This is a genomic window from Bacillus cereus group sp. BfR-BA-01311 (assembly GCF_022664295.1).
Taxonomy (GTDB): Bacteria; Bacillota; Bacilli; order Bacillales; family Bacillaceae_G; genus Bacillus_A; species Bacillus_A cereus.
In genome coordinates, this window is record NZ_JAKUHC010000024.1 from 15,055 (window position 1) to 37,626 (window position 22,572).

Below are 22,572 nucleotides of genomic sequence, written 5' to 3' on the forward strand. Positions count from 1 at the left end.
ATAATACGTTATGATTTGTTTAGAATATTCGTGATTTGAGGTGAGAGTATGAAAATTAGAAGAAGTACAAGATTAGTCGATATGACTTATTACTTGCTACAAAACCCTCGTCAGCTAGTATCTCTCACTTTTTTTGCTGAAAGGTATCAATCGGCTAAGTCTTCCATTAGTGAAGATTTAGTTATTATTAAGCAAACGTTTGAACAACAAGGGGTCGGCACATTGCAAACGATACCAGGAGCAGCAGGAGGAGTGAAATATATACCGTATATAAGTGAAGAAGAGGCAGATCTAATTATTGATGAGCTTTGTGGCTTATTTGAAAACCCAGATCGTATTTTGCCTGGCGGTTACTTATACATGACAGATTTATTGAGTAATCCTCGCCATATTAATGGCGCAGGTCGTTTGTTTGCTTCTGTTTTTGCTAGGCAACCAATTGATGCAGTTATGACGGTGGCAACGAAGGGGATTCCACTTGCTTATGCAGTGGCAAATTACTTAGATGTACCAGTTGTAATTGCAAGGAAAGATAATAAGGTAACAGAAGGTCCGACTGTTAGTATTAACTATGTGTCGGGTTCTTCTAAACGAATTCAAACAATGACGTTAGCAAAACGCAGTCTTCCAGAAGGGTCGAATGTTTTAATTATTGATGACTTCATGAAAGCTGGCGGAACAATTCAAGGTATGATGAGTATGTTAGAAGAGTTCAAGGCTAATGTTGTTGGTATTGGTGTATTAGTAGAATCCACAGATATTGAAGAACGACTAATTAATAATTTTGTATCATTAATTCGTCTATCGGAAGTTGATGTGAAAGAAAAAACGATTCAAGTGGAAAAAGGGAATTATTCTCTTGCGCCATTTGATGAAGGGCTTGTAGAGGCGGAATAAAAGATAGAGCAGATAGCTCTATCTTTTTTTATTTTATTTATAGATTATAAAATAGATGGACAAACTGCCTTTCGTACACTATTTTTAAAGAGTAAAATAAATAATAAAAGGGTGAAAAGTATGAAAGTTGTTCAAACAAGCAAGGCACCACAAGCAATTGGACCTTATTCACAGGGGATTATTGTAAATAACATGCTCTATAGCTCAGGACAAATTCCATTGACGGCAAATGGGGAGCTTGTAACAGGAGATGTAACAGTACAAACAGAACAAGTATTTCAAAATTTACAAGCGGTATTAGAGGAAGCAGGTGCTTCATTTGATACAGTCGTAAAAACAACAGTATTTTTAAAGGACATGGATGATTTTAATGCTGTGAATGAAGTGTATAGCTCTTATTTCTCTACTCATAAACCAGCTCGATCTTGTGTGCAAGTAGCAAAATTACCGAAAGATGTTTCCGTTGAAATTGAAGTAATCGCCCTAGTTAAGTAACCTTTTGTAAGCGATAACCTCCACTAATCTCTATATTCAACTACTTTAAAAATTTTTATCTTAAAAATTTTTAAAAAATTAAAGGGAAAATAGAAAATTTGTGGAATTTATACAAATATATCGCTTATTTAGAAAAGGGTGGTGAACACAAGATGGAAGTGACTGACGTAAGATTACGCCGCGTAAACACAGAAGGCCGCATGAGAGCAATTGCCTCTATTACTCTAGACCATGAATTTGTTGTTCATGATATTCGTGTAATTGATGGTAATAATGGATTATTTGTAGCAATGCCAAGTAAACGTACTCCAGATGGAGAGTTCCGTGACATTGCACATCCAATTAATTCTGGTACACGCTCTAAAATTCAAGATGCGGTTTTAACAGAGTATCATCGTTTAGGCGAGTTAGAAGAGGTTGAGTTTGAAGAAGCGGGTGCTTCGTAAAATTCGAATGAAAAGGGCTTTTGACAAAAAGCCTTATAATTTTGTAGCAAACTCCTGTAAGCATTTACAGGGGTTTGTTTTTTTTGCTTTATATTTGGAAACTGCATAATTTATTAACATAAAAAGAAGAAACTACTAATTTTTTCAAAATCATTTTAAATAGTATAGCTTATTTCTTAAAAAAGATACTAAAGAGTAAAACATCTTATAAGAATTATGGTAAAATTTAATAGTTAAAATGTGTTTCTTGAAATATATGATGATTTAGGATAATATCTTTAATGGATAAATAGGTTGCGATGGAGGGTCTATATGTCAAACAGATTTGCAGTGATTCTAGCTGCAGGTAAAGGCACACGTATGAAGTCTAAGCTATACAAAGTGCTGCATCCTGTATGTGGAAAACCTATGGTACAACACGTAGTCGATCAAGTATCTCAATTAGGATTGCAGAAACTTGTAACGGTTGTTGGACATGGTGCTGAAATGGTACAAGAACAGCTAGGGAACGTAAGTGAATTTGCATTACAAGCAGAACAACTTGGTACAGCACATGCTGTAGATCAAGCTGCAAGTGTACTTGCAAATGAAGAAGGAACAACTTTAGTTATTTGTGGTGATACGCCTCTAATAACTGCTGAAACAATGGAAGCATTACTTCAGCAACATAAAGAAGCAGGAGCAATGGCGACGGTGCTAACAGCATACATAGAAGAGCCTGCTGGATATGGCCGTATTGTTCGTAATGAGAATGGTCATGTTGAAAAGATTGTTGAGCATAAAGATGCAAATGAGAAAGAATTAGCTATTAAAGAAATCAATACAGGTACGTATTGTTTTGATAATAAGGCTTTATTTGCTTCACTTTCTAAAGTTTCAAATGATAACGTGCAAGGTGAATATTACCTTCCAGATGTTATTGAGATTTTAAAAAATGAAGGTCATATCGTATCAGCTTATCAAACAGAGCAGTTCGACGAAACGTTAGGTGTTAACGACAGAGTCGCTCTATCGCAAGCGGAAATTATTATGAAAAACCGTATCAACCGAAAGAACATGGTAAACGGTGTTACAATTATTGATCCAAGTAACACTTATATTTCTGCTGATGCAGTTATCGGTAGTGATACAGTTCTTCATCCAGGAACAATTATTGAGGGGAACACTGTAATTGGCTCTGATTGTGAAATTGGACCGCATACAGTAATTCGCGATAGTGAAATTGGAGATCGTACGACAATTCGACAATCTACTGTACATGATAGTAAGCTTGGTACAGAAGTATCGGTTGGTCCATTTGCACATATTCGCCCAGATTCAGTTATTGGAGACGAAGTACGCGTTGGAAACTTCGTGGAAATCAAAAAAACTGTCTTTGGTAATAGAAGTAAAGCTTCACACTTGAGTTATATCGGGGATGCACAAGTTGGAGAAGACGTGAATCTTGGTTGTGGTTCAATTACGGTGAACTATGACGGTAAGAATAAATTCAAAACTGTGATTGGTAATGGGGTATTTATTGGATGTAATTCAAACCTTGTTGCTCCAGTAACAGTTGAAGATGGTGCTTATGTGGCAGCAGGCTCTACAATTACAGAGAATGTTCCATCAAAAGCATTATCGGTAGCACGTGCACGTCAAGTTAACAAAGAAGACTATGTTGATCAATTGCTGAATAAGAAAAAATCATAATGTGGAGGGTTAATCTAGATGTCGACTCAATATCTAAATTCTAATTTGAAAGTATTCTCTTTAAACTCTAATAAGGAACTTGCTGAGCAGATTGCAAAGCATATTGGAGTAGGGCTAGGAAAATGTTCTGTTGATCGTTTTAGTGATGGAGAAGTTCAAATTAACATTGAAGAAAGTATCCGTGGTTGCGATGTATTCATTATTCAATCTACAAGCTTCCCAGTAAACGAACATATCATGGAATTACTTATTATGATTGATGCATTAAAACGTGCATCTGCGAAAACAATTAATATTGTTATTCCTTACTATGGTTATGCGCGTCAAGACCGTAAAGCGCGTTCTCGTGAACCAATTACATCGAAACTTGTAGCAAACTTGCTTGAAACAGCAGGTGCAACTCGTGTAATCACTCTAGATTTACATGCTCCACAAATTCAAGGATTCTTTGATATCCCAATCGACCACTTAATGGGTGTACCGATTCTTTCAGATTACTTTGAAACAAAAGGTCTTAAAGATATCGTAATCGTGTCTCCTGACCATGGTGGTGTAACTCGTGCAAGAAAAATGGCAGATCGTCTAAAAGCGCCAATCGCTATTATTGATAAGCGTCGTCCTCGCCCGAACGTATCAGAGGTAATGAACATTATCGGTAATATTGAAGGTAAAACAGCGATTTTAATTGATGACATCATTGATACAGCTGGTACAATTACATTAGCAGCAAACGCTCTTGTTGAGAACGGTGCTTCTGAAGTATATGCTTGCTGTACACACCCAGTATTATCTGGTCCAGCAATTGAGCGTATTCAAAATTCAAATATTAAAGAGTTAGTTGTAACGAACTCTATCGTATTACCAGAAGAGAAGAAAATCGACAAAGTACATGAACTTTCAGTTGCTCCATTAATCGGAGAAGCAATCATTCGTGTATACGAAGAAGAATCTGTGAGTGTATTATTCAATTAATTGGATAGAATGAGACGTAACCAAAATTGGTTACGTCTTTTCGTATCGAAAAAAGAAAGTAGTGGTACAAGAATGAAATTGATAGTAGGACTTGGGAACCCAGGTAGAGAATATGAATTAACAAGGCATAATATTGGATTTATGGCCATTGATGAACTTGCGAAGCGTTGGAACATTTCTTTGAATGAACAAAAATTTAAAGGTGTATTTGGTGCAGGGTTTGTTAATGGAGAAAAGGTAATCTTATTAAAGCCGCTAACATACATGAACTTATCTGGGGAAAGTATTCGTCCACTCATGGATTATTATAAAATTGATGTTGAGGACTTCGTTGTTATGTACGACGATTTGGACATTCCTGTAGGTAAATTGCGTCTTCGCATGAAAGGTAGTGCTGGTGGACATAATGGTGTAAAGTCAACGATTTCGCACCTAGGAACACAAGAATTTCAACGTATCCGTATGGGAATCGATCGCCCGAAAAATGGAATGAAGGTAGTCGATTATGTATTAGGACGCTTTACATCTGAAGAGATTCCGGATGTTAACCATTCTATTGAAAAAGCAGCGGATGCATGTGAAGAGTGGCTAAATAAGCCTTTTCTCCAAATCATGAATACTTTCAATAGTTAAAAATGAGATTGGGAATATTTCTCTTTTGTTTTACCCATACTAGTAGTAATTGAATTTTTAGGAGGCTAGTATGGAAGGGTATTATTATTGCAGACACTGCGGAGGTAATGTAGGCTCCATTAACGCAGAAAAAGTATATAGCGACGTTTTATTTCAACTAACAGAGCAAGAAGTAGTAGAAATGATTCATTTTCATGAGAATGGAAATATATATATAAAAACGATTTGTGAATCGTGTCAAGAAACGCTCGCATCTTATCCTGAGTATTATGAGTATGAAAAATTTCTGCAATAAAATGTTGTCGCTTTGGCATGTCCAAAGCATTTTTCTGTTTTCCTTTTCCAAAATATTTGCATAAAATAGAATGACTTGCTCTTTATGTTGAGAGGAGTTTTAAAAATGATAGGTTTATTAGAGCAATTTTATAAAAATGAAGAGATACAATCGGTTATTAATGGATTAGAAGATGGGTTAAAAGAACAACTTATATCAGGGATGGCAACGTCTTCTCGTTCGTTATTAATGGCGGCTTTATATAAAAAAACAAAAAAATCACAATTAATCGTGACACATAACTTATACCAAGCACAAAAAGTACATGAAGATTTAGTGGCGTTACTTGGTGAAAAAGATGTGTGGCTATATCCAGTGAATGAACTGATAGCATCGGAAATTGGGGTTGCAAGTCCAGAATTGAAGGCGCAACGTATAGAAGTGTTAAATCGCTTGGCTGCGGGAGAGAATGGAATCATTGTAGCGCCAGTGGCAGGATTGCGTAGATTTTTACCAATAAAAGAATTGTGGAAGCAAAAGCAAGTTGAAATCAATCTAGGGCAAGAGATTGATTTAGATGCGCTCTTGCATACTTTACATCATATTGGCTATGAACGTAAGTCGATGGTAGAAGCTCCAGGGGAGTTCAGTTTGCGTGGGGGAATATTAGATATTTATCCTTTAACTGAAGAACTACCATTTCGTATTGAATTCTTTGATACAGAAGTCGATTCTATTCGATTATTTGATGTGGATGAACAGCGTTCTCAAGGTAAAAAAGAAAGCGTTAGGTTTGGTCCGGCAACAGAGTTTTTATTTTCACAGGAAGAATTAAAATCAGGAATTCAGCATCTTGAAGAAGGTTTAACTAAGACGATGCAAAAACTTTCTGATGATAAACTAAAGACTACAGTGCTTGAGACGGTAAGTCATGAAATTGAGATGTTGAAAAACGGGCAAAGTATAGAACAGATGTTTAAATACTTATCTATTTTCTATAAAGAACCTGCTAGTCTGATAGATTATTTACCAGAAGACGGTGTTGTAATTTTAGACGAGATTTCGCGTATTCAAGAAACAGCATCGCATCTTGAAACAGAAGAGGCGGAATGGTATATATCACTTCTTGGTGAAGGAACAATTATTCAAGATTTATCTTTCTCTCACCCATTCGAGGGGTTTCTTCATCATAAAAAAAGAAGTTTTGTATATTTAACGTTATTCTTGCGTCATATCGCACACACACATCCGCAAAATATTGTTAATGTAACATGTAAAACAATGCAAGATTTCCATGGACAGATGAATTTGTTAAAAACAGAAATTGATAGATGGAATGAAGGACATTTTACGACTGTTGTACTTGGAACAGATGATGAACGTGTGAAAAAATTACAACATATTTTAAGTGATTATGATATTGAGGCAGATATTGTAGAAGGTACAGATATCTTATTGCCTGGAAGGTTACAAATTGCTGTAGGTGATTTACATGCAGGATTTGAAATGCCGATGCAAAAGCTTGTTGTCATTACTGAAAAGGAGCTTTTTCATAAGAAAGTTAAAAAATCACAACGTAAACAAAAGTTATCGAATGCTGAACGTATTAAAAGTTATTCGGAATTAAAAGTTGGAGATTATGTAGTTCACGTAAATCATGGTATAGGTAAATTTTTAGGTATTGAGACATTAGAGATTAATGGTGTTCACAAAGATTATTTAAATATTAAATATCAAGGTAATGATAAGCTATACGTTCCAATTGAACAAATTGATCAAGTCCAAAAATATGTAGGATCTGAAGGTAAGGATCCGAAAGTTTATAAATTAGGCGGTAATGATTGGAAAAAGGTTAAAACGAAAGTTGAAAAATCTGTACAAGACATTGCGGATGACCTAATTAAACTATATGCTGAGCGCGAAGCTTCAAAAGGCTATGCATATACGCCAGATACGGCAGAACAACAAGAGTTCGAATCCTCTTTCCCGTATCAAGAGACAGAGGATCAGTTACGTTCTATTGACGAGATTAAAAAAGATATGGAACGCGGACGCCCGATGGATAGGCTCCTTTGTGGTGACGTAGGGTATGGAAAGACTGAAGTGGCTATTCGTGCGGCATTTAAAGCAATTATGGATGAAAAACAAGTTGCAATTTTAGTACCGACAACGATTCTTGCGCAGCAACACTATGAAACAATTCGAGAGCGTTTTCAAGATTATCCGATCAATATAGGCTTATTAAGTAGATTCCGTACGAGAAAACAACAAAATGAAACAATTAAGGGCTTAAAGGATGGAACAGTAGATATCGTAATCGGAACACATCGTATTTTATCTAAAGATGTTACGTATAAAGATTTAGGGCTTCTTATTATTGATGAAGAACAAAGATTTGGTGTAACACATAAAGAAAAAATTAAACAATTGAAGGCAAATGTTGATGTATTAACATTAACGGCAACTCCGATTCCGCGGACGCTTCATATGTCTATGCTTGGTGTGCGCGACTTATCTGTTATTGAGACACCACCAGAAAATCGTTTCCCAGTCCAAACTTATGTAGTCGAGTATAATCCAGCGTTAATGCGAGAGGCAATAGAGCGAGAGCTTGCAAGAGGTGGTCAAGTTTACTTCCTATATAACCGTGTAGAGGATATTGAAAGAAAAGCAGATGAAATTTCGATGTTAGTTCCAGATGCCCGCGTAACGTACGCACATGGGAAAATGAACGAAAGCGAATTAGAGTCTGTTATGCTATCATTTTTAGAAGGACAGCATGATGTTCTTGTAAGTACAACAATTATTGAGACGGGTGTAGATATTCCGAATGTAAATACGTTAATTGTATTTGATGCAGATCGTATGGGATTATCACAGTTGTATCAGCTTCGTGGGCGTGTTGGACGTTCTAATCGTGTTGCGTATGCATACTTTGCATATAAACGTGACAAAGTGCTGTCAGAGGTTGCAGAGAAGCGTCTACAAGCAATTAAAGAGTTCACGGAACTTGGATCTGGTTTCAAAATTGCGATGAGAGATTTATCTATTCGTGGAGCAGGTAATTTGTTAGGGGCAGAACAGCATGGATTTATTGATTCTGTCGGATTTGATCTATATTCGCAAATGTTAAAAGATGCAATTGAACAGCGTAGAGGAACAGATGGGGCTGAAAATATAGTTAATGTTGAAATTGACTTAGAGGTAGATGCATACTTACCAGATGCTTATATTTCAGATAGTAAGCAAAAAATTATGATGTATAAACAATTTAGAGGTGTTTCTGCAATTGAGGATATTGAAGAATTGCAGGAAGAAATGATCGATAGATTTGGCGATTATCCACAAGAAGTTGGTTATTTATTACAAATTGCAAATATTAAAGTGTTGGCAATGAAAGAACAAATTGAATTAATTAAGCAGAATAAATTTGAAGTAACATTCCTATTTTCTGAACAAGCAAGTCAAAATATTGATGGTGGAAAATTATTCATGCTCGGAAATAGTTTTGGACGTATGATCGGTTTAGGAATGGAAGGATCACAATTGAAAATTGTTATGAAAACAAATGGCTTAGAGACATCGAAGTGGTTAACAATTGCTGAAAATTTATTAAAAGGCTTACCAGATGTAAAAAAAGAAGTAATAAATGCCTAAAATAAGATAAAAAAATACAATTCGACGTGCATAGAAGAACTAATGTGTAAAATACTATGTCTAACAGTTGGTGATTTTTACATGAACAGGTAAATTCACCACTTTGATCATCAGTAGAAAGTGAGGCAGCATTAGAATGAAAGCAACTGGAATCGTACGTCGAATTGATGATTTAGGCAGGGTAGTAATCCCGAAGGAAATTCGTAGAACTTTACGTATTCGAGAAGGAGACCCACTAGAAATATTTGTTGATCGCGATGGAGAGGTAATTTTAAAGAAGTATTCTCCAATTAGTGAGCTAGGTGATTTTGCGAAAGAATATGCTGATGCTTTATATGACAGCTTAGGACATAATGTGCTTGTGTGTGATCGAGATTCTATCATCGCAGTATCAGGCGTATCGAAAAAAGAATACTTAAATAAAAGTGTTGGCGATCTAATTGAAAAAACGATGGAAGAACGAAAGTCTGTTATTATGACGGATGAAAGTGATATTTCCATTATTGATGGTGTAACAGAAAAGGTTCATTCTTATACAGTTGGACCGATTGTTGCAAACGGGGATCCGATTGGAGCCGTCATTATTTTTTCAAAAGAAGCCATTATAAGCGAGATCGAGCATAAAGCGGTTAATACTGCTGCCAGTTTCTTAGCGAAACAAATGGAACAGTAAGGGTATATTGATTTTAGAAGTAGCAATCTTTCCTAATTATGATCTTTCTTTTTGAGAAATCAATTATTTGGAGATATATGTATATTGAATGAAGGTAGCACTTTGCTACCTTTTTTCGTTGAATATTTTTAACATTTAGGAACTCATTATTACCCGTGTTGGTAAGGGAGTTTGTTTTTTTCTTTATGATATAATACGAGAGGTGAGAATAGAAAAAGGAGTTTTCTTGTATGGAAGCGAAGAAGTATCAAGCCTTTTGGCGTGGGGCTATTATATTAACGATTGCAAGTTTCGTTACAAAAGTATTAAGCGCTTTTTACCGTATTCCATATCAAAATATAGCGGGGGATATTGGGTTTTATATTTACCAACAAATTTACCCGTTTTATGGATTTTGTTTAATTTTAGCTACTTATGGATTTCCTGTTATCATTTCGAAAATGGTTGCAGAACGACTAGAGCGGGGAAAACAAAAAGAAGCAGAAGAAATTATTTGTGTATCTTTTTGGTTCTTATTAGGAATTGGTTTTATAGGCTTCTTTACATTGTTTTTTGGGGCCGAAACAATTGCGGTAGCTATGGGCGATATACACTTAGATAAGTTACTACGTGTTATTTCATTTTCATTCTTATTGATGCCATTTTTGTCTGTAGCAAGAGGGTATTTTCAAGGATTTAATAATATGATGCCAACGGCTGTTTCGCAAGTAATAGAACAAACAATTCGAGTTTCTATTATTGTATTTTTATCACTATTCCTAATTGCTCACGGATTTGATTTATATACAGTTGGTGCAGGGGCTATGTTAGGCTCAATTGCGGGTGGACTTATTGGGATTATTGTACTTATATTGTATATGCGTCAAGATTTTCGTTCTATATTCTTCAAAAGTGCAGCGAGAATTAAGGGTAAAAGGAAGATAGTTAAAATCCTTTTTTGGCAGGGGTTAGCGATTTGTGTTAGTAATTTAGTGCTTATTTTTATACAGATGGCTGATTCAGTGTCCTTTTACAGCTTACTTATTGGTGCGGGAGAACAGGCTGAAAATGCAAAGGTATTAAAGGGTGTTTATGATAGAAGTATTCCGCTAATGCAATTAGGTACTGTTGTGACGACTTCTTTCTCGTTGTCACTTATTCCGATTATTACAGCGGCGAAGGAAAGAGGAGATCTTTCCTTTATTCAAGAAAAGGTAAAGTTAGCAATGAAAATAACATTTGTTATTGGACTTGCAGCAGCTATTGGACTAACTTGTATTATTCAACCTACCAATATTATGTTGTTTGAAAACAGTGATGGATCAGATGTTTTATCTATTTTATCGTTATCTATTTTATTTAGTTCATTGTCAATTACGACAGCTTCTATTTTACAAGGATTAGGGCAAACGTTTAAGCCAGCGTTATTTGTTGTATTTGGAGGTTGCTTAAAGTTAGGGTTAAATTATATATTCATGCCTTATTTTGGTGTGAAAGGTGCAGCTTTTGCGACTTTATGTGCGTTAATTATAATCTCTGGATTAAATAGTTTGTTGCTTACGAGAGCTGTATCAGGGTCACTTATCAATAAGCGAAATATGTTAGGGATAGTAATTAGTGGTATCTGTATGGGGTTTGTATTAATGATGTTCACACGTGTGTTACAGATGTCTGGATTAGTAATTAATACGGAACATAGAGGAAGCGCGACGCTTGAAGCGTTGTTAGGTGTAGCCATCGGCGGATTGACATATATGTTTTTTATTTTGAAATTACGTGTATTTACAAAAAAAGAATTAGGAACCGTTATGAAACAAGAGAAAAAAGAAGGTTCATTGAAGAAGAGTGGATAGAGGTGACTGGTTGTGAGTGGAATCATTACTATTTTAGGTTTAGGAGCTGGTGAATTAGATCAGCTAACGATGGGTGTATATCGAAAAATAAAAGAAGCAGACCATCTGTTTGTTAGAACGAAGGAACATCCAGTTATAGAAGAATTGGAGAAAGAAGGCGTACAATATACGTCTTTTGATGCTGTATATGAAGCGCATGATACGTTTGAAATTGTATATGAAACAATTGCGAATAAATTGCTAGAACAAGCTGAAGGTACAGAAATTATCTATGCTGTTCCCGGGCATCCACTTGTAGCAGAAAGAACAGTTCAGCTGCTGTTAGAAAAAGGAGAAGTTTCAAATGTTGAAGTGCGAATTGAGGGTGGACAAAGTTTCCTTGATCCTATGTTTGCAAGTCTAAAGATTGATCCGATTGAAGGATTCCAATTACTTGATGCTACATCATTTGAAAGAGGGCAATTAGAACTGCGTCAACATTTAATCTTTTGCCAAGTATATGATGCATTCGTTGCATCTGATGTGAAATTAACATTAATGGAGATGTTACCAGATGATTATGAAGTGTATATCGTAACAGCTGCAGGAACTTCATTTGAACAAGTAAAGAAGGTACCGTTGTACATGTTAGATCATGAAACGGAATTGAATAATTTAACGAGTGTGTACGTGCCGCCAGTTCAGGAGCGTGCGTCCTTGTATCAACAGTTTGATGTTCTTAGAGAAATTATTGCGGAACTTCGTGGTCCAAATGGTTGTCCGTGGGATAAAAAGCAAACACATCAATCATTAAAGAAATATTTAATTGAGGAAGCTTATGAAGTGTTGGAAGCAATCGATGAAGAGGATGATGATCACTTAGTAGAAGAATTAGGTGATATATTATTACAAGTTATGCTTCATGCTCAAATCGGAGAAGATGAAGGTTGGTTCTCTATAGATGATATCATTCGAACTCTATCTGAGAAAATGGTTCGTCGCCATCCGCATGTGTTTGGAAATACGGATGTAAACAGCGCTGATGAAGTGATTGCAAATTGGGAAGAAATTAAAAAACAAGAAAAAGGATTCGTGAAAGAATCTGTTTTAAATGGCGTTCCAAAAAGTTTGCCACAGTTACTACGCGCCTATGAAATTCAGAAGAAAGCTGGTAAGGTTGGATTTGATTGGGTTGATGTGCAACCGATGATAGAGAAAGCTTTGGAAGAATGGCAAGAGTTCCAACAAGAGGTTACAAATATGGATGAGGAAAAGATGCTGGGTGAGTTTGGTGATTTACTATTTGCATTTGTTAATATAGCTCGTCATTACAAAATAGATCCAGAAGAGGCGTTACGTTCAACTAATGAGAAATTTACTGGTCGTTTTTTATACATGGAGGCAAAAGTAGCTGAAATGAATAAAGAGATGAAAGATTTATCATTAGAACAGTTAGATGTTTTATGGGAAGAAGCGAAACAAACAGAGCGTTAATAGGGGGATTTGATATGCGTCTAGATAAGTTTTTAAAAGTATCACGTTTAATTAAAAGAAGAACATTAGCGAAAGAAGTAGCTGATCAAGGAAGAATATCTATTAATGGTCAAGTGGCAAAAGCGAGTTCTGATGTGAAAGTAGCTGATGAATTAACAATTCGTTTTGGTCAAAAAATAGTGACTGTGAAAATAAATGAATTAAAAGAAACAACTAAAAAAGAAGATGCAGCAAATATGTATAGCTTAGTTCGTGAAGAAAAAGTAAAAGCGGAAGAAGGCTTGTTCTAAAATCATGTATCCCCTCATACATTACTATTAGCTAGTAAAAACCTATGGGGGGATTTACGTGAATAATGGTTACTCACCTACGTCTTCTAATCAACAAAATGTTTCTGTAGAGCATGACATTATTATGCGTGGCAGGCGTATAATTGATATTACCGGTGTGAAGCAGGTAGAGAGTTTTGATAGCGAAGAGTTTTTACTAGAGACCGTAATGGGTTTTTTAACGATTCGTGGTCAAAATTTACAAATGAAAAATTTAGATGTGGAAAAAGGTATTGTGTCGATTAAAGGGAAAGTTAATGAGATGCTGTATATTGATGAAAATCAAGGGGAAAAAACTAAAGGTTTCTTTAGTAAGTTGTTTAAATGAGCTTAACAATTCAGTTGTATACAATGCTTTCAATGATTGGAATGGGTGCTTGGATTGGAGCGTCTTTAGATACATATCAACGTTTTTTAAAGCGCCAAGAACGTAAACGTTGGCTTGTATTTATACATGATATATTATTTTGGATTGTCCAAGCATTATTCGTCTTTTATGTATTGCTTCTCGTAAATGAAGCTGAGCTACGTATATATGTGTTTTTGGCATTATTATGTGGTTTTGCGGCATATCAAAGCTTATTGAAGGCACTATACATGAAGCTGTTAAATTTTCTCATCTATATTTTTATGCAAACAACATATTTTTTTGTTCGAATTATACAGCTACTCATGATAAAACCTGTTATTATTATAGCGCAGCTATTTATTGCATTTATATTATTCTTATTTCGTATACTGCTTTCAATTGGACATGTGTTATGGAAAATGGTGATTTGGATATTACTTTTCATATGGAAAGTTTTTTTCTGGCCTGTTCGATTTATTGCTTCGCTCATATGGAAACTTCTCCCTAATCGTGTTAAACTTTTTATAGTGAAACATATAGGGTTCCTGCAATATATAGCAAAATTGAAGGGACATATCTTCCAACTATGGGAGCATATAAAAAAGAAGTTAGGGGGACCTCGGAAATGAGGGAACTGAGACAAAGAACAATCGAAAAACAGAGTCCAAATCCTGTTAAAGAGCATATAATACAAACGGATGAGAACAGGAAGCGACTTTATCGCCGTTTAGCGGTTTTTCTTGTCTTTACTTTTACAATTATTGCGAGTATTAGTGTAACGTTTTATCAACAAAACAGTTCCATTAAAGCAAAAGAAGCAAAAGTTAAGGACATGAAAAAAGAACTGGATTCATTAACGAATAAAGAAAAAAGTCTAAAAGACGAAGTTCAAAAGTTAAATGATGAAGAGTACGTATTAAAGATTGCTAGAAGGGATTATTTCTTCTCTGGTAAAGGGGAGATAATTTTTCCTGTTTCTAAGTAGAGTATGTCTTATTGACACTATATTTTAGGATTATATATAATAAAGTAAAATTTGACTTTTTAACCACTAAGGAGGAGCATTTTTTTTATGTCAATCGAGGTAGGCAGCAAGTTACAGGGTAAAGTAACAGGTATTACAAATTTTGGGGCTTTTGTGGAGCTGCCAGAGGGCTTAACGGGTCTTGTTCATATTAGTGAAGTTGCTGATAACTATGTAAAAGATATTAACGATCACTTAAAAGTGGGCGACCAAGTAGAAGTAAAAGTTATTAATGTTGAAAAAGATGGAAAGATTGGTTTATCTATCAAAAAAGCGAAAGAACGTGAAAAAACAGAAGGAGATCGTCCACGTGGTGAATACCAACGCGGTGGTGATCAACAACGTTCTGGACGTCCACAACGTAATAATCGCTCTTTCAACAGAGATAATCGCGGTGGCGGTAACGACCGAGCTCCGAAAGAAACATTTGAGCAAAAGATGGCACGCTTCTTAAAAGATAGCGAAGATCGTTTAACTTCTTTAAAGCGTAACACAGAGTCTAAACGTGGTGGCCGTGGCGCGCGTCGCGGATAATAAGGACGTTTAGTTTTTAACATATAGAGAGGTACCCAGAGTAATGTCTCAGGGTGCTTTTTTATATGTAAAAAATATTTTCAAAAAAGTTTTTGAGATGTGTTGACTTTAATTAGTATCTGATGTAAGATACTAATTGTCCGTTAAATAAGACGACATGGCGGTGTAGCTCAGCTGGCTAGAGCGTACGGTTCATACCCGTGAGGTCGGGGGTTCGATCCCCTCCGCCGCTATATTTAATTTAACGGCCCGTTGGTCAAGTGGTTAAGACACCGCCCTTTCACGGCGGTAACACGGGTTCGAATCCCGTACGGGTCATCTAAAAAGATCATGCAAATTTGCATGATCTTTTTTTGTTAAATAAATTAAGATATACAACACTTCTACAAAATCACCCTATATTTTCTGAATATTTAATTAAAATATCGAAAATAACTTACATACCCTGTATATCTGTAGAGTTATTTCGAATAAAAAGTCGAACGATTATAAAAGTGAAAACTGTTGTTTTGACAAAAAAACCAACAATCATCTTTTATAATGACAGTAATTAAACTATGCAGGTGGTGTTAAAAATATGCCTAAAGCAGGAAGGAATACTATGAATACAAGTGCATTGGCAATGAATGAGAGTCAGCTTGATGGAATAAAGTGGACGAGTAAGTTGCGAATGAAATTTGAGCAAGTTTTCTTTAGATGGGGATTTATTATTGTTGTTATTGGTTTTCTTTTGGGACGAGCATATATATTAACAAATATTTTACCGTTTGCACTGCCATTTTTTGCTGCTGTTTATGTTATGAAGCGGGATAAGATGCCGCTAGCATTTTTAGCTCTAATGGGAGGAGCTCTTTCAGTATCGATAGATAATTTGTTTTTTACCTTTGCATCTATCTTTACCTTCTTCATTTATAATATCTTCTTTAGTCGATTTACACGTAAAACTGTTGGACTTGTTCCATTTCAAGTATTTATCTCCGCATTAACCGCACACTTAGTTGTTGTATATTTTGCGCAACAAACTGTCACCATGTACGATTTACTCGTTAGTACCATTGAGGCTGGGCTTAGTTTTGTATTAACTATGATATTTTTACAAAGTGTCCCACTTTTAGTGGAAAGGAAAGGAAAACAACAGGCATTAGAGACGGAAGAAATTGTTTGTTTGATTATATTACTAGCATCTGTTTTAACGGGTACAACAGATTGGTTTGTATATGATGCTTCTATTCAACATATTTTTACAAGGTATTTAGTGCTAGTATTTGCATTTATTGCGGGTGCTGCCACAGGGTCTACAGTGGGGGTTGTAACAGGACTAATATTAAGTTTAGCAAATGTGTCTAGCTTGTCTCAGCTTAGCCTTCTTGCTTTTTCTGGATTGCTTGGTGGATTGTTAAAAGAAGGAAAGCGTTTAGGTGTTAGTTTAGGTTTATTAATTGGGACAAGCTTAATTACATTATATGTAGACAAACAGACAAATATTGTAACAACTTTAATTGAGTCAGGTGTAGCGATTGTTATCTTCTTATTAACACCGAAGCTTGTTTTGGATCGTATTGCTAAATTTATGCCAGGTACACAAGAGCATTCGCAAGATCAACAACAATATTTAAGAAGGATGCGTGATGTTACAGCAAATAAAATCAACCAATTTGCAAATGTATTTGCTGCTTTATCTAATAGCTTTTCTGTATATGGGTATGTAGAGGAAGAAGATAAAGAGACAGAAGCAGATTTGTTTTTGAGTACAATTACTGCGAAAACATGTCAAACATGCTTTAAAAAGGATCAATGCTGGGTAGTGAATTTTGATAAAACGTACGATTATATGAAACAAATAATGAATGAAACGGAAGAAGGAACCCTGCAACATAATCGTAAATTAGTTCGTGAGTGGGACAAGCATTGTGTGAGAGGGAAAAAAGTGACGGATTTAGTAGCCGGTGAATTAGATCACTTCTATGAGGGACAAAAATTACGAAAACAAATGAAGGAAAATCGTAGAATAGTAGCGGAGCAACTATTAGGTGTATCAAAGGTTATGGAGGATTTTGCTAAGGAGATACAACGAGAGCGTGAAAATCATCAAGTGCAGGAAGAACAGATTATGCAAGCGTTCCGAGATTTTGGTGTCGAAGTAGAGCATGTTGATATTTATTGTTTAGATAGAGGAAGTATTGATATTGAAATGTTAATTCCAGTTGCATCTAATGAACATGGTGAGTGTGAAAAGTTAGTTGCACCGATGCTTTCAGATATCCTTAAAGAAAATATTGTCGTTAAACATGAAGAAAAGTCTTCTTATCCAAATGGCCATAGTTTAATATCATTTGGTTCGGCGAAGACGTATTCTCTTGATACAGGATTGGCTACAGCTGCAAAAGGCGGTGGATTTGTTTCGGGTGACTCTTATGCGATGATGGATTTAAGTGTTGGTAAATATGCACTTGCGATTAGTGATGGTATGGGTAATGGGCAAAGAGCTCATATGGAAAGTAAGGAAACGGTGAAATTATTACAAAAAATACTCCAATCAGGCATTGATGAAGAAATAGCAATTAAGTCTATCAATTCAATTCTTTCTTTGAGAACGACAGAAGAAATGTTTACGACATTAGATTTAGCTATGGTAGATTTGCGGGATGCGAGTGCAAGGTTTTTAAAGATTGGATCGACGCCGAGTTTTGTTAAACGCGCAAATAATATTTTGAAAATTGAAGCAAGTAATTTGCCGATGGGAATCATCGAAGATGTTGAAGTTGATGTGGTGGGTGAACAATTAAAAACGGGCGATATTCTTATTATGATGAGCGATGGGATTTTTGAAGGAGCACAGCATGTGGAGAATCATGAATTGTGGATGAAACGAAAAATTAAAGAATTGCAAACCGAAGACCCGCAAGAAATTGCTGATATCATTATGGAAGAAGTGATTCGCTCTTGTGATGGTTATATAAATGATGATATGACTATTGTAGTGGCAAAAGTGAAGAAAAATATGCCGAAGTGGGCTACGATTCCGATTGTAGGAATGCAGGCGCAGTAAAATATAAGTGGAATGTTTATCTATAATTTGATTTTAAAAACCTAGGTGAATACCTAGGTTTTTTTGTGGGAAAAGGTAATGTTATTAATTTTGTGAATATACACGGAGGATGTAAGATAAAAATGTAATTTTTGTATATCTTTTTTTTGCACAATGTTTGTAAAAGTTGTACCATTGTAGACAAGGTGACTAAGGTTGCTGTTCTTGTTTAATGAAAGGTGATTGCGAAGTTGAAAGATACATTTGTTGAAAAAGTAGATGACTTTGTAAAGCAGCATGATGTATTAAAGAATGATTCAACAATTGTTGTGGGAGTTTCTGGTGGTCCTGACTCGTTAGCGCTTTTATATTATTTATTAGAAAAAAGAGCGGAAAAACAGTTGGAAATTGTAGTTGCTCATGTGGATCATATGTTTAGAGGTGATGAATCTTATGAGGATTTACAGTTTGTGCAGGGCCTTTGTGAAGAACTGGGAATTATTTGTGAAACGATAAGGATTAATGTATCACAATATCAACAGCAATACGGAATGAATGCACAGGTTGCTGCGAGAGAATGCAGATATGCATTTTTGGAAAGAATAATGAAGAAATATGATGCGAGATATGTTGCTCTTGGACATCATGGAGATGATCAAGTCGAGACAATTTTAATGCGTCTTGTAAGAGGGAGTACTCCGAAAGGATATGCAGGAATTGCAGTGAAGCGTCCTTTTCATAATGGATATTTAATTAGGCCGTTACTTGGCGTAACGAAGGAAGAAATTGTTGATTACTGTAATAAGCTAAATTTAATGCCACGTATAGATCCGAGTAATAAAAAGGAAGTATATACAAGGAATCGATTACGTAAATATGTCCTTCCTCATTTGAAAGAAGAAAATCCACAAATGCATGAGAAATTCCAAAAATTTAGCGTGCAGATGCAAGAGGATGAGGCTTATTTGCAGGAATTAGCTTTTGAGAAAATGAATAAAGTAATTACAAAAAAAAGTGATAAACAAATTAGCTTATCAATTCCTGCCTTTGAATCCATGTCTATGCCTTTACAAAGAAGAGGGATTCAACTAATATTAAACTATCTTTATGAATATAAGATTCCATCTTCTCTTTCTTCTATACATATTGACAAGTTGATTGAGTTTTTTAAGCGGACACAACCTTCAGGTTCACTTGATTTTCCGGGTGATTTGAAAATTGTTCGTTCATACGAGGAGTGTAGCTTTAGATTTAAACAAGAAATTGTCTCTCCTTTTTCACAAGATTTATTAGTACCCGGGACCATTACGCTATTGAACGGGGATGAATTTGTAACAGAGGTGAGCGAAGATATACCAAGTAACATGAATGAAACAGTATTTGTTGCTAAGTATAATGATATATCATATCCACTTCGTATTCGTTCTAGAGAAAATGGAGATCGCATGTCAATACAAGGTATGAATGGCACGAAAAAGATAAAAGCTATTTTTATCGAAGCGAAAGTACCGAAAGAAAAAAGAGAAGAATGGCCGGTCGTTTGTGATGCAAGTGGGACTATTATTTGGGTACCCTTGTTGAAACGATCTGCATTTGCAATTTCGAAAGAGATGGCAAAGAAGGATAAATATATGATTATTCACTACAAAAGCAAGGAGTCTTCCGGGAGGATAATGAAATGATGAATCAAGATATCGAAAAAGTATTAATTTCTGAAGAGCAAATACAAGAAAAGGTGCGCGAACTAGGTGCAATTATTGCAGAGGATTATAAAAACACAGTACCTCTTGCAATTGGTGTACTAAAAGGCGCAATGCCATTCATGGCAGATTTATTAAAGAGAACAGATACATATCTTGAAATGGATTTTATGGCTGTATCTAGTTACGGTCACTCTACAGTTTCAACAGGCGAAGTGAAAATTTTAAAAGATCTTGATACTTCTGTAGAAGGTCGCGATATTTTAATCGTCGAAGATATTATTGATAGTGGTCTTACACTAAGCTACTTAGTAGACTTATTCAAATATCGTAAAGCGAAGTCTGTAAAAATTGTTACATTATTAGATAAGCCAACAGGCCGTAAGGTTGATTTGAAAGCGGATTATGTTGGATTTACTGTTCCACATGAATTTGTAGTAGGATATGGATTAGATTATAAAGAGCAATACCGTAATCTTCCTTATGTAGGCGTATTAAAACCAAGCGTTTACTCAAATTAATTAAATATAGGCTTCACAATTGTATAGGAAAGTTTTTCTATGTTACGATTTACTATAGTGTTTATGCCGTGAGAGGAGGTTAGGAATGAATCGTATCTTCCGTAATACCATCTTTTATTTACTGATATTCTTAGTAGTAATTGGAATCGTGAGCTATTTTAATGGTTCGACACAAAAAACGACATCAGTTAGCTACGACAAATTCATTACTAAACTAGAAAGCGGTGAAGTGCGTAATGTGCAACTTCAACCGAAAAATGGTGTATTTGAGGTAAAAGGACAATTTAATAACTCTAGCCAAGGAGAACAATTTGTTACTTATGCACCAAATACTGAGGAATTACAAAAGAAAATTAATGATAAAGCGAAAGGTGCCGAAGTTAAGTATCAACCAGCAGAAGAAACAAGTGCTTGGGTAACATTCTTTACTTCAATCATTCCATTTGTCATCATCTTCATTTTATTCTTCTTCTTATTAAACCAAGCTCAAGGCGGCGGTAGCCGTGTTATGAACTTCGGGAAAAGTAAGGCGAAGTTATATAATGATGAAAAGAAAAAAGTTCGTTTCAGAGATGTTGCTGGTGCGGATGAAGAGAAACAAGAACTTGTTGAGGTAGTTGAATTCTTGAAAGACCCTCGTAAGTTCTCTGAAGTTGGTGCTCGTATTCCAAAGGGTGTCCTATTAGTTGGACCTCCAGGTACAGGTAAAACTTTATTAGCACGTGCTGTTGCAGGTGAGGCTGGCGTTCCATTCTTCTCTATCAGTGGTTCTGACTTCGTAGAGATGTTTGTCGGTGTCGGTGCATCACGTGTACGTGATTTATTTGAAAATGCAAAGAAAAATGCTCCTTGTATCATTTTCATTGATGAAATTGATGCAGTAGGTCGTCAACGTGGCGCAGGTCTTGGTGGTGGTCATGATGAGCGTGAGCAAACATTGAACCAATTACTTGTTGAAATGGATGGATTCGGTGCAAACGAAGGTATTATTATCGTTGCTGCGACAAACCGTCCAGACATTCTTGACCCAGCGTTATTACGTCCAGGTCGTTTTGACCGTCAAATTACAGTAGATCGTCCAGATGTAAATGGCCGTGAAGCTGTACTGAAAGTACATGCGCGTAATAAACCACTTGATGAGCATATTAATTTAAGAGCAATTGCGACTCGTACACCAGGATTCTCTGGTGCGGATCTTGAAAACTTATTAAACGAAGCTGCTTTAGTAGCTGCACGTCAAGATAAGAAGAAAATTGATATGAGTGATATCGATGAAGCGACGGATCGTGTTATTGCAGGTCCAGCTAAGAAAAGTCGTGTTATCTCTGAAAAAGAACGTAATATCGTTGCTTTCCATGAAGCAGGTCATACTGTAATTGGTGTTGTTCTCGATGAAGCAGATGTCGTTCATAAAGTAACAATTGTCCCTCGTGGTCAGGCTGGTGGATATGCGGTAATGCTTCCGAAAGAAGATCGTTACTTCATGACGAAACCAGAGTTACTTGATAAAATCACTGGTTTACTTGGTGGCCGAGTAGCTGAGGAGATTGTATTTGGTGAAGTGAGTACAGGTGCTCATAATGACTTCCAACGTGCGACTGGTATTGCAAGACGTATGGTTACGGAATTTGGTATGAGTGACAAACTTGGACCGATGCAATTTGGTAGCTCGCAAGGTGGTCAAGTGTTCTTAGGAAGAGACTTCCACTCAGAACAAAACTATAGTGATGCGATTGCACATGAAATCGATATGGAAATGCAATCAATTATGAAAGAATGTTATGCTCGTGCAAAACAAATTCTTACTGAAAACCGTGATAAACTAGATATTATCGCACAAACGTTACTTGAAGTAGAAACGTTAGATGCAGAGCAAATCAATCATTTATGTGATTACGGCAGATTGCCAGAACGTCCAACATCTTCAGATGATGTGAAAGTAAACATCAACATGAAGAAAGACGATGAAGATAAAGAAGATAAGTAAGAAGTGAAGGAGTGACTATCGTCACTCCTTTTTTGTTTGTTAAAATCTTTGTTAAT

General features: G+C 35.8%; 20 protein-coding genes and 2 tRNA genes. All 22 read left to right on the forward strand.

The genetic code is table 11. The features are described 5' to 3' along the window. The first annotated feature begins 48 nt into the window (after positions 1 to 48). The 22 genes from purR (at position 49) to ftsH (ending at position 22,516) form a co-directional block, all read left to right on the forward strand. The gene (gene purR, locus MR136_RS27300; RefSeq protein WP_000702466.1) at positions 49 to 897 is read left to right on the forward strand and encodes a pur operon repressor; all 849 of its coding nucleotides are present in this window, start codon (positions 49 to 51) and stop codon (positions 895 to 897) included. Positions 898 to 1,017: 120 nt separating this feature from the next. Next, positions 1,018 to 1,392, forward strand: coding sequence for a RidA family protein (locus tag MR136_RS27305; RefSeq protein ID WP_017674247.1), 375 nt, complete (start codon positions 1,018 to 1,020; stop codon positions 1,390 to 1,392). Positions 1,393 to 1,544: 152 nt separating this feature from the next. Further along, complete coding sequence (gene spoVG, locus MR136_RS27310) at positions 1,545 to 1,838, forward strand: septation regulator SpoVG (RefSeq protein ID WP_000454041.1); 294 nt, start codon at positions 1,545 to 1,547, stop codon at positions 1,836 to 1,838. A 312-nt stretch (positions 1,839 to 2,150) separates the two neighbouring features. Then, a complete protein-coding gene (glmU, locus tag MR136_RS27315) occupies positions 2,151 to 3,530 on the forward strand; it encodes a bifunctional UDP-N-acetylglucosamine diphosphorylase/glucosamine-1-phosphate N-acetyltransferase GlmU (protein ID WP_000071041.1) in 1,380 nt (459 codons plus the stop codon). Positions 3,531 to 3,548: 18 nt separating this feature from the next. Then, positions 3,549 to 4,502, forward strand: a complete 954-nt coding sequence (locus MR136_RS27320) for a ribose-phosphate diphosphokinase (RefSeq protein WP_000107420.1) — start codon at positions 3,549 to 3,551, stop codon at positions 4,500 to 4,502. 72 nt (positions 4,503 to 4,574) lie between these two features. Next, positions 4,575 to 5,135 carry an aminoacyl-tRNA hydrolase gene (gene pth / locus MR136_RS27325; protein WP_000767702.1) on the forward strand — a complete coding sequence of 187 codons (561 nt, stop codon included), beginning with the start codon at positions 4,575 to 4,577 and terminating at the stop codon, positions 5,133 to 5,135. Positions 5,136 to 5,205: 70 nt separating this feature from the next. Continuing rightward, positions 5,206 to 5,430: an anti-sigma-F factor Fin family protein gene (locus MR136_RS27330; protein WP_000399438.1), complete on the forward strand. Its 225-nt coding sequence runs from the start codon at positions 5,206 to 5,208 to the stop codon at positions 5,428 to 5,430. A gap of 105 nt (positions 5,431 to 5,535) precedes the next feature. Then, entirely contained in the window at positions 5,536 to 9,066 is a 3,531-nt protein-coding gene (gene mfd, locus MR136_RS27335; RefSeq protein ID WP_000579688.1) for a transcription-repair coupling factor, read from the forward strand. Positions 9,067 to 9,202: 136 nt separating this feature from the next. Then, on the forward strand, positions 9,203 to 9,739 hold the full coding sequence (spoVT, locus tag MR136_RS27340; RefSeq protein WP_000648302.1) for a stage V sporulation protein T: 537 nt from the start codon (positions 9,203 to 9,205) through the stop codon (positions 9,737 to 9,739). A 230-nt stretch (positions 9,740 to 9,969) separates the two neighbouring features. After that, positions 9,970 to 11,571 carry a putative polysaccharide biosynthesis protein gene (locus MR136_RS27345; protein WP_103621431.1) on the forward strand — a complete coding sequence of 534 codons (1,602 nt, stop codon included), beginning with the start codon at positions 9,970 to 9,972 and terminating at the stop codon, positions 11,569 to 11,571. A 12-nt stretch (positions 11,572 to 11,583) separates the two neighbouring features. Next, the gene (gene yabN / locus MR136_RS27350) at positions 11,584 to 13,044 is read left to right on the forward strand and encodes a bifunctional methyltransferase/pyrophosphohydrolase YabN (protein ID WP_000014239.1); all 1,461 of its coding nucleotides are present in this window, start codon (positions 11,584 to 11,586) and stop codon (positions 13,042 to 13,044) included. A gap of 14 nt (positions 13,045 to 13,058) precedes the next feature. Next, positions 13,059 to 13,334 carry an RNA-binding S4 domain-containing protein gene (locus MR136_RS27355; protein WP_001234876.1) on the forward strand — a complete coding sequence of 92 codons (276 nt, stop codon included), beginning with the start codon at positions 13,059 to 13,061 and terminating at the stop codon, positions 13,332 to 13,334. 58 nt (positions 13,335 to 13,392) lie between these two features. Then, complete coding sequence (yabP, locus tag MR136_RS27360) at positions 13,393 to 13,701, forward strand: sporulation protein YabP (protein WP_001059104.1); 309 nt, start codon at positions 13,393 to 13,395, stop codon at positions 13,699 to 13,701. Next, entirely contained in the window at positions 13,698 to 14,351 is a 654-nt protein-coding gene (gene yabQ, locus MR136_RS27365; protein ID WP_000059772.1) for a spore cortex biosynthesis protein YabQ, read from the forward strand. The genes yabP and yabQ overlap by 4 nt, the downstream gene beginning before the upstream one ends. Next, entirely contained in the window at positions 14,348 to 14,707 is a 360-nt protein-coding gene (divIC, locus tag MR136_RS27370) for a cell division protein DivIC (protein WP_001208739.1), read from the forward strand. The genes yabQ and divIC overlap by 4 nt, the downstream gene beginning before the upstream one ends. A gap of 87 nt (positions 14,708 to 14,794) precedes the next feature. Next, positions 14,795 to 15,280: a S1 domain-containing RNA-binding protein gene (locus MR136_RS27375; protein WP_000021451.1), complete on the forward strand. Its 486-nt coding sequence runs from the start codon at positions 14,795 to 14,797 to the stop codon at positions 15,278 to 15,280. Positions 15,281 to 15,439: 159 nt separating this feature from the next. After that, positions 15,440 to 15,513 (forward strand) — tRNA-Met (locus tag MR136_RS27380). A gap of 13 nt (positions 15,514 to 15,526) precedes the next feature. Next, positions 15,527 to 15,598, forward strand: a tRNA-Glu gene (locus tag MR136_RS27385). Positions 15,599 to 15,857: 259 nt separating this feature from the next. Continuing rightward, the gene (spoIIE, locus tag MR136_RS27390) at positions 15,858 to 18,329 is read left to right on the forward strand and encodes a stage II sporulation protein E (protein ID WP_001123541.1); all 2,472 of its coding nucleotides are present in this window, start codon (positions 15,858 to 15,860) and stop codon (positions 18,327 to 18,329) included. 230 nt (positions 18,330 to 18,559) lie between these two features. Further along, positions 18,560 to 19,990 carry a tRNA lysidine(34) synthetase TilS gene (gene tilS, locus MR136_RS27395; RefSeq protein WP_000655463.1) on the forward strand — a complete coding sequence of 477 codons (1,431 nt, stop codon included), beginning with the start codon at positions 18,560 to 18,562 and terminating at the stop codon, positions 19,988 to 19,990. After that, positions 19,987 to 20,529, forward strand: coding sequence for a hypoxanthine phosphoribosyltransferase (gene hpt / locus MR136_RS27400; protein ID WP_000981842.1), 543 nt, complete (start codon positions 19,987 to 19,989; stop codon positions 20,527 to 20,529). Before tilS ends, hpt begins: the two co-directional genes overlap by 4 nt. An 85-nt stretch (positions 20,530 to 20,614) precedes the next feature. Then, positions 20,615 to 22,516 (forward strand): ATP-dependent zinc metalloprotease FtsH, encoded by a 1,902-nt coding sequence (gene ftsH / locus MR136_RS27405; RefSeq protein WP_001079674.1) that lies wholly within the window; start codon positions 20,615 to 20,617, stop codon positions 22,514 to 22,516. The last annotated feature ends 56 nt before the right edge of the window (positions 22,517 to 22,572 follow it).